The sequence below is a fragment of the Brucella ciceri genome (genome assembly GCF_041930145.1).
GTDB lineage: Bacteria > Pseudomonadota > Alphaproteobacteria > Rhizobiales > Rhizobiaceae > Brucella > Brucella intermedia.
Genome location: NZ_JBHEEV010000002.1, coordinates 646,530 through 654,812, shown reverse-complemented (window position 1 = coordinate 654,812; position 8,283 = coordinate 646,530). Strand labels below are relative to the sequence as shown.

Genomic DNA, 8,283 nt, shown 5'->3' with positions numbered 1-8,283 from the left:
AAGTGTCCTACACCAAGTGGAACGACAAGCACTCTGAACTCAAGGGTGAAGACGCTTGGCAGGGCATGGTTCGCTTCCAGCGCTCGTTCTAATCCTTCGGGATTGTTCAAAAAGAACCCGGCAGCATCGCTGCCGGGTTTTTTTGTTTTTCGATTTTCACGGTTGTGATCTTGCTTTCACCGAAAACTCGGTCTTTGTACGGATAAGAAGACGATACGTGCTTCGTCGCTTCACCTCCCATCATTACCAGCGTGGAGATGCCCCGATATGTTCAAATGGTTTTGGCCCGGCATAACATGGACCGCAGCGCTGACAGCGCTTGCGCTCTGGTTCGGGGCCGATCGGGTCGAGACGGATATTGCGACGCGGACCGGCGCAGCACTTGCTCCATTCGTGTGGACGGGCTTGGATGTGGACGGCCGCGATGTGACGCTGAAGGGCATTGCTCCCGATCCAGAGGCTCAATCTGCGGCGCAGGATGCGCTGGCAAAGGTATGGGGGATTCGCGAGATCACCGATCTGACGAGTGTTTTGCCGCTCGTGTCGCCCTATGCGTTGCAGATAAGGAAGAGTGCTGACGGAATAATCCTGTCCGGTTCAGTTCCAGATAATGATGTCAGAGACCGAATCATGACTGCCGCCGAAAGTGCGGCTCCGGGCATTCCGCTTGATGACCAAATGGCAATGGGTCGCGGCAGCCCACCGGACTTCGCTGATTCGGTGGAGTTTGCCTTGCAACTTCTGTCGGGATTGCGGGAAGGGGAGATCGGGATTTCTGATCGCAATATTTCGATCAAGGGCAGGGCAGCAGACACGGCGAGCTATCAAAAGCTCGAGTCCCGATTGAATTCGCCGCTCCCTTTCGGCCTGACGGCCGGACAGGTTGAGATTGGCGAAGCCGAGCTTCAGCAGTGAGGCAGGCTGATCTGATTTGGAGTTCATCTCCGCCAGTTTTCTGTTCGGAATTGACAGCTCGCCTGTTCGGACCTTTCCTTTCGCACTATGAATAGACATAGCGGAGCATATGTTCCGTTTCCGGAATAGAAAGCGGACCTGACAATGCTTTATCTAGCTGTATCGTTTTGGCCGGTTCTCGTCGTGTCGGTTCTGATCGGCGCGGTCGTGGGCTGGCTGACCGGTTCGAAGTAATGGTTGCAAATTTGGGGCAGGGAAAATTGACGGCGACTATGTTCGTCGGGCTTGAGTAATTTGGAGTACGAGGAAACCATATGCCGTTGCTGATTGTTCAACTGGCTGTTCTTGTTGCCGTCGCTTTTATTATCGGGTGCCTTCTGGGCCGCTTCCTGAGGCGGAGAAACGCTGCTGTCCCGGATAGCGAACGCACAATCATTGCCGCAGCACGTGCTACATTGCCTGTCGACGAGAAGCCGGAAACGCCCAAGGAAGCTGCAGCACCGGCTGAAGCTGAAGAGCCCAAGGCTTCAACACAGCCGAGCGAGCCGGAGACGATTCCGGTCAAAGCTGTACCTGAGGCAGAAGTGGTTGGAAGTTGGCCCTTGGAGGCCGAAAGCCCTGACGCAGATGCGGAACCGGTTCTCGATCCGGGCCGTCCGGAGCTTCTTGAAGCTGCGCGTCGTGGAAAAGCCGACGATCTCACCGTCATAAAAGGTATCGGCAGGGCTGTTCAGGGTTTGCTCAACGGTATCGGCGTATTTCACTATGACCAGATTGCCAGCTGGAACGATGAAGAGTCGCGCTGGATTGAGCGAAATATTGGTTTCCCGCGCCGGGTGGAGCGCGAGGATTGGATCGGGCAAGCTGCGAAACTGGCAAATGCAGCGAACAAAGCCAGCGCCAAGCAGGCGGACAAGCCCCGTAAGGCGGCGGCTAAACCCAAGCCGCGACGGACAAAAAAAGCAGGCGAATAGCCTGCTTTTTCTTTGTCTTGTATTTTCGCTTGGAGCATTTCCAGCAAAAGTTTGAAACGGTTTTGCGTTGGATAATGCGATACTTCCGGCGTTCTGTTAAAACAGGAACCACTCTAACGCCGACCGTGGATCAGGTCAGCCTGGATATCCGCGCTGCCCGTCAGGCGAGCCTTATATACCTCGTAGTTTTCCATCACCCGCTGAACATAGTTCCGCGTTTCCGAATAGGGGATGCGTTCGATCCAATCCACGACCTGATCGATAGGCTTCCCACGCGGATCACCATATTTCTCGACCCATTCCGATGCGCGGCGAGGGCCGGCATTGTAACCGGCGAAGGTGAGCACATAGGAACCGTTGAAGCGGTCGAGCTGTTCTCCGAGGAAGTGGGCGCCAAGCGTCGCGTTGTAGCCTGCATCCGTCGTGAGACGCGGTGCGGAGAAGCTCATGCCGTTGCGGGTCGCAACGCTTTTCGCTGTTGCGGGCATCAATTGCAGCAAACCGCGGGCACCGGCCTTCGAAACGGCACCGACGTTGAACTCGCTTTCCTGCCGCGCGATTGCATAGGCGAGGGCCTTGCCGGACCCGCTTATATTGGCCGTGGCAGGAATTGCACCGAGCGGATGTGACAGAGCGCCGACATCGAGACCGCGCAACGCAGCGGTTTTGCCGACGCGCAGCGCCAGATAATGATTTTCGTTGCGTTCGGCCATGACCGCTAGCAGGGCCAGTTCGCCCACGCTGTCGAGTTCCTGCGAAAGCTGGTTATAGAGCGCGGTTGCACGATTGCTGTAGCCGACCTGTTCCAGCCGCTTGATTGCTTGCACAGCAGGGCGACCGGCAAAGCGCCTACGATCCGCGTCGGTCGGTTTCGGATAAATGAGTTCCGGTGCCTTTTCGTTCAGCTTGGCTGCTGAAAGCTGTCCGTAGAATGTCGTGCCGAAATGAGCGGAGCGACGATAAAAGTCGCGGGCATCGCCGCCGCTGCCCGCCTCAGCCGACCTTCCGAGCCAGTAGAAAGCCCGCGATGCGGAAATGGGACGCGAGGAAATTTCCGCGATCCTTGCAAAATGCGGGGCAGCTGTCTTTGGCTGGTTCAGGGCGCGGAGCGCATACCACCCGGCATGAAATTCAGCTTCTGCCGCCATTGTTGGGGATTCGGCTGCGTGGGTCGAAACCACCTTGTAGGCGAGTTGCGGCTTGCCCTGATCAAGCAGTTCCCGCGACAGGATACGCCGCTCTACCCACCAGGCATCCGGATCGACCAGTGCCGAGGCCAGACGCGGCGCTTTCAGCATGAGGTCCGTTGCTTCGTTGTAGCGTTCGGCGCGACGCAGATAGCGAATCTTCAGGAACTGGTAGGCGGCATTGCCCTGCCAGCTGCGGTCGACATCCGCTATCGCCTTGGCGGCGTTCGGAGATTTTTGTGCAACTGCCGCAAAGGCGTTGTAGAGCGATTGAGCCTGCGCCGGACCTGCAAGCAATTTTGCCGATTGCATGCGGTCATTATAGAGAGAGCGCAGAATACGGCGCTGATGGTCCTCACGGGTCAGGACGCCCGAGAACTCTTTCAGGATCTTTTGCTCGTCATCGGCAGAAAGGCGCTGCGTAGCCCACCATGATGAAAGCAACTCACGCGCTCTGCCCGCATTGCCGGAGCCGACATAGGCGCGGGCGAGTACGATCATGCCTTCGGTCGTTTGTGGGCGCCTGTTGCCAAACGTGGCGATGACCGTGGCAGGAGCAGGATTTTCCTTGAAGAGGGCCCGTTCCGAATTGCTGCGCAGAGCCGACATTCCCGGCCAGCCGCGAAGATCCGTCGCTGCGGCAGCAATTTCCGCACTCGGCACACCGTCGAGGCCCGAAGTCGCAATCGCCCAGGTCAGGATCTGACGGTCTAGCGACCCATGCGGCATGGTGTTGCGAAACGCGATCGCACTTGCTGCATCACGAGAAGAAAGAGCATCGAGCCCGCTTTTCAGCGTTCCGCCGATGGTGGCCGGATTTTCCATGCGGCCGACCGCCGATGTCACAACCGGGTCGGGCGTGGCCGGACGGGGTTTCGGCGTCACCAGATTTATCGGCGACTGATGTGTCGCGGTCGGTGCAAACGGACGCGCGAGCGGGGTTGGAATATCCGACGGCAGCGACGATTGCGCGAGCGAAATCACCGGCTGCAAGGCAGCCGCAACAAAGCAACTCGCGAGGAGTGCTTTTTTCTTCAGGGATATCTCTGCGGCTTGTTTTAACATTGGCCAACTAGAACAAAGACTTGGTTGATGCGCAATATGTCGTTAAAATCAGGCTTTTCTTAGCCGGGCTTTTGGCCGTCGATTTCTGCGTCGAGGTTAGGCTCAAGGAATGAATCTATCCTTAACAAAGCGTTATCTGCAACCTCTGCGGGGCGCAGTCACTCCGTGACGCTTGATGTTCCTTTAATCAATCCCGGCGTATCATCGGCAGTGCACGGAACCGGCAACAAATTTTGCCGCAAAACTGCCGCATTGCGCCTGTTTTGCCAGCATACCCCGCTTGCTCCACTCGTGCTGCAAGACTATTGTGCAACGCCTCGACCCGGTCACATGCCCAAGATGACTGGGAATGAGGTCCCGTCTTTCTTTTTTCAGGAGTTCACTAATGCTGAAGGGCTCAATTACCGCGCTTGTCACGCCATTCGATTCCGAAGGAGCGTTCGACGAGAAAGCCTTTCGCGCATTTGTAAACTGGCAGATCGAAGAAGGTACCAAAGGACTGGTTCCGGTCGGCACGACCGGTGAAACGCCGACCCTTTCGCATGACGAGCACAAGCGTGTCATCGAGGTTTGCATCGAGGTTGCGGCTGGCCGCGTTCCGGTCATTGCCGGTGCCGGCTCCAACAATACGGTGGAAGCGATCGAGCTGGCGCAGCACGCCGAAAAGGCCGGTGCCGATGCCGTTCTCGTCGTCACGCCTTATTACAACAAGCCGAACCAGCGTGGCCTTTACGAACATTTCTCGCGCGTGGCCCGCTCGATCTCTATTCCACTCATCATCTACAACATTCCGGGTCGTTCGGTCATCGACATGACGCCGGAAACGATGGGCGCCCTTGTTCGCGACCACAAGAATATCGTAGGCGTCAAGGATGCCACCGGCAAGATCGAGCGCGTTTCGGAACAGCGCGCAGCCTGTGGCAAGGACTTCATCCAGCTTTCCGGTGAAGACGCCACTGCGCTCGGCTTCAACGCCCATGGTGGGGTAGGGTGCATTTCGGTGACGTCCAATATCGCGCCGCGTCTTTGCGCCGAATTTCAGGATGCATGCCAAGCTGGCGATTTCGCCAGGGCGCTTGAATTGCAGGATCGCCTCATGCCGTTGCACAAGGCGCTCTTCATCGAGCCGAATCCGTCGGGTCCGAAATATGCCCTGTCGCGACTTGGCCGCGTGGAAAATGCACTGCGCTCGCCGATGGTGACGGTGGAAGCCGCGACGGCAGAGAAGATCGATCAGGCCATGAAACATGCGGGTCTGGTCAACTGACCTGCAAACTTTGCCGCTTTCGCTGATTTTTACGCTCCCGTAGCTTCGGGAGCGTTTTCATTTCAGGCATTGCACATTATATGGTGCCATCATGAACAAGCCTAAGAATTCTCCCGTGCGCAAGATCATCGCGGAAAACCGCAAGGCGCGCTTCAATTTTGAAATCCTCGATACGCTCGAAGCCGGTCTCGTTTTGACAGGCACCGAGGTCAAGTCGCTGCGCGCCAACCAGTCCAACATAGCGGAAAGCTATGCGAGCTTTGAAAATGGCGAGTTCTGGCTCATCAATTCCTATATTCCGGAATATACGCAGGGCAATCGCTTCAATCATGAGCCGCGGCGCCTGCGCAAGCTGCTCATCAGCAAGCGTGAAATGTCCCGCCTGTTCAATTCCGTGTCCCGCGAGGGGATGACCGTGGTACCGTTGAAGCTCTACTTCAATGATCGTGGCCGCGCGAAGCTGGAACTGGCGCTGGCGCGAGGCAAGAAGACTCATGACAAGCGCGAGACGGAAAAGAAGCGCGACTGGAACCGCGAAAAGGCTCGCTTGCTGCGGGACCGCGGTTGAGCACCGAAATGTAGAAAGAGCGCCTCAGGCGCTCTTTTGATTCAGATAATCCCGCACATTCCGGAACACGGTGCGGAACATGGCATCCGTCAGTCGCCCGGTGTTCGTATTATAGCGTGAGCAGTGATAGCTGGAAAAAATACGCAAGGTGCCAATGTCGCTTGCCCTGTCGTGGCCGAAGGGGTGCCGCGCAACCGGCGCGCCGAGCGCACGAACGGTCGATTGATGCGCGATCGTTCCGAGCGTAACGACAGCTTGCAGATTGGGAAACCGGGTCAGCATCGGCAACAGGAACTGACGGCAATTATTGATCTCGGAGCCGATTGGCTTGTTTTCCGGCGGGACGCAGCGCACCGCGTTGACGATGCTGGCATCCAGCAGCCGCAGGCTGTCGTCCGGACGGGCCTCGAACTTGCCGGTCGCAAATCCGAATTCGCACAGAGTGCTGTAGAGAAGATCGCCAGCATAATCGCCGGTAAAGGGACGCCCGGTCCGGTTGGCGCCGCGCAGGCCCGGTGCCAGCCCCACAATCAGGAGCCGGACATCGGCGTCATCTGCCGGAAGAAACGGAGGAACCGGGGCGTTGTGCCATGACGGCTCCTTGCGCCGCCATTCTTGCAGGAAGGCGTGCAGCCGCGGGCAGATGTGACAGTTGGGAGATGGTTCGGAAATCATGCCCTTGCATGAACCGGCTCGACGATGGCGTCAATAGCTCTCGTCGAGATCATCATCCTGACGGCGCGGCGGACGTTCTGATGGATCGCGGCCGATCTCGGCCTTGAGCGAGACCAGATCGATGAAATGATCGGCCTGGCGGCGCAGCTCATCCGAAATCATGGCCGGCTGGGTGGTGAGGGTCGAGACGACCGAAACCTTGCGGCCCTTGCGCTGAAGAGCTTCAGCGAGCGACCGGAAATCGCCATCGCCGGAGAAAATAACAAAATGGTCGACTGTATCGGTGAGCTGCATGGCATCAACCGTCAGTTCGATATCCATGTTACCCTTCACCTTGCGGCGTCCGGTGGAATCGGTGAATTCCTTGGCAGCCTTGGTGACGACCTTGTAGCCATTGTAATCCAGCCAGTCGATCAGCGGGCGGATCGAGGAATATTCCTGATCTTCAACAAGGGCAGTGTAATAATAAGCGCGGAGCAGATAGCCACGCTTTTGAAATGCCTTCAAAAGCTTCCGATAATCAATATCGAACCCCAAGGTCTTGGAGGCGGCGTATAAATTGGCGCCATCAATAAAAAGCGCAATCTTTTCACGAGAATCGAACATCGTGCAATATATCCACTCTACGGCCGGACGGGAGTGGACCGGCGACCGCTTATTCAGTTTGTTTTCTAAACGGCGGGTGGTATCAAAATTTACCAGTGCGTTTATTGCCTTCTAAGGACATATCACAGAAAAACAAGCAACCATTGGTTGTTATTTGCCCCCACTAAATTACCAGTAAGGGAGTCTTGTCTCAGTAATCGCTTTCGAGATTATAAAATATTGTGCCGTTTTGACGCGCCGCCGTGTTTTATGAGGCGAATCCATGAAATTGACGTTGTTTTGGCAGATTTCATGCGGCGATGCACGAGCAATTCCGCTTTTGCTTGTAATTTGGCTCCACACGCGTTATGTGGGGAAAAATCCATTAAAGTTCGAGAAATGAAAGGGACCGCGCATGGCCCGCGTCACTGTTGAGGACTGCGTAGATAAGGTCGAGAACCGTTTTGAGCTGGTTCTGCTGGCTGGTCACCGTGCTCGCCAGATTTCCCAGGGTGCACAGATCACCATCGACCGCGACAACGACAAGAATCCCGTCGTTGCCCTGCGCGAAATCGCCGACGAAACCCTGTCGCCGGACGATCTGAAGGAAGACCTCATCCACTCGCTGCAGAAGCATGTGGAAGTCGATGAGCCGGAAGCGGCTGCACCTGCACAGATCGCCTCTTCGTCGGAAGACGTCGCGGAAGGCATTGCAGAAGCCGCTGAGGAAGATGTGGTTGCTTTCGACCGCATGTCGGAAGAAGAGCTGCTCGCCGGTATCGAAGGTCTCGTTGCGCCAGAGAAGAACGACGATTTCTGATCGTCCTCTGGATTAATTCTTTTTGCATGCGCTGCGACTTTCCGGTCGTGGCGCATGTTTTTATGCGCCGGTGACAGTCTGAACTATCGGTTGCGATTTTCGGAAAGGCGGGCGCGCAGTTTCGGTGGGTGGAGGCATCCTTTGGGCGTCGAGTGGACGCGCACCCCTTTAAATGACGGGCCATTTCCGCCGGAAATTAATATTGTCGGCAGAAAATCAAACCTGAA

8 protein-coding genes are annotated in these 8,283 nt (G+C 56.5%); 5 read left to right on the top strand and 3 right to left on the bottom strand.

Annotated features, from left to right (window positions below):
• Positions 1 to 267: 267 nt before the first annotated feature.
• Both JNC63_RS06380 and JNC63_RS06375 read left to right on the top strand, forming a co-directional pair.
• A complete protein-coding gene (locus JNC63_RS06380; RefSeq protein ID WP_006472306.1) occupies positions 268 to 915 on the top strand; it encodes a BON domain-containing protein in 648 nt (215 codons plus the stop codon).
• 314 nt (positions 916 to 1,229) lie between these two features.
• A complete protein-coding gene (locus tag JNC63_RS06375; RefSeq protein ID WP_006472307.1) occupies positions 1,230 to 1,889 on the top strand; it encodes a helix-hairpin-helix domain-containing protein in 660 nt (219 codons plus the stop codon).
• Positions 1,890 to 2,002: 113 nt separating this feature from the next.
• Here JNC63_RS06375 and JNC63_RS06370 read toward each other — a convergent pair whose 3' ends face one another.
• Positions 2,003 to 4,141: a lytic transglycosylase domain-containing protein gene (locus JNC63_RS06370; protein ID WP_198518249.1), complete on the bottom strand. Its 2,139-nt coding sequence runs from the start codon at positions 4,139 to 4,141 to the stop codon at positions 2,003 to 2,005.
• A 385-nt stretch (positions 4,142 to 4,526) separates the two neighbouring features.
• On the opposite strand from JNC63_RS06370, the gene dapA reads away from it, so the two are divergent.
• Complete coding sequence (gene dapA / locus JNC63_RS06365; RefSeq protein ID WP_006472309.1) at positions 4,527 to 5,408, top strand: 4-hydroxy-tetrahydrodipicolinate synthase; 882 nt, start codon at positions 4,527 to 4,529, stop codon at positions 5,406 to 5,408.
• 91 nt (positions 5,409 to 5,499) lie between these two features.
• A complete protein-coding gene (gene smpB / locus JNC63_RS06360; RefSeq protein ID WP_006466376.1) occupies positions 5,500 to 5,976 on the top strand; it encodes an SsrA-binding protein SmpB in 477 nt (158 codons plus the stop codon).
• Positions 5,977 to 6,000: 24 nt separating this feature from the next.
• On the opposite strand, the gene JNC63_RS06355 is transcribed toward smpB, so the two are convergent.
• Both JNC63_RS06355 and JNC63_RS06350 read right to left on the bottom strand, forming a co-directional pair.
• Positions 6,001 to 6,651: a uracil-DNA glycosylase gene (locus JNC63_RS06355; RefSeq protein WP_006472310.1), complete on the bottom strand. Its 651-nt coding sequence runs from the start codon at positions 6,649 to 6,651 to the stop codon at positions 6,001 to 6,003.
• Positions 6,652 to 6,681: 30 nt separating this feature from the next.
• Positions 6,682 to 7,257: a LabA-like NYN domain-containing protein gene (locus JNC63_RS06350; protein WP_006466378.1), complete on the bottom strand. Its 576-nt coding sequence runs from the start codon at positions 7,255 to 7,257 to the stop codon at positions 6,682 to 6,684.
• A gap of 394 nt (positions 7,258 to 7,651) precedes the next feature.
• Here JNC63_RS06350 and rpoZ point away from each other — a divergent pair, with 394 nt between their 5' ends.
• Positions 7,652 to 8,056 carry a DNA-directed RNA polymerase subunit omega gene (gene rpoZ / locus JNC63_RS06345; protein WP_022569110.1) on the top strand — a complete coding sequence of 135 codons (405 nt, stop codon included), beginning with the start codon at positions 7,652 to 7,654 and terminating at the stop codon, positions 8,054 to 8,056.
• Positions 8,057 to 8,283 lie beyond the last annotated feature (227 nt).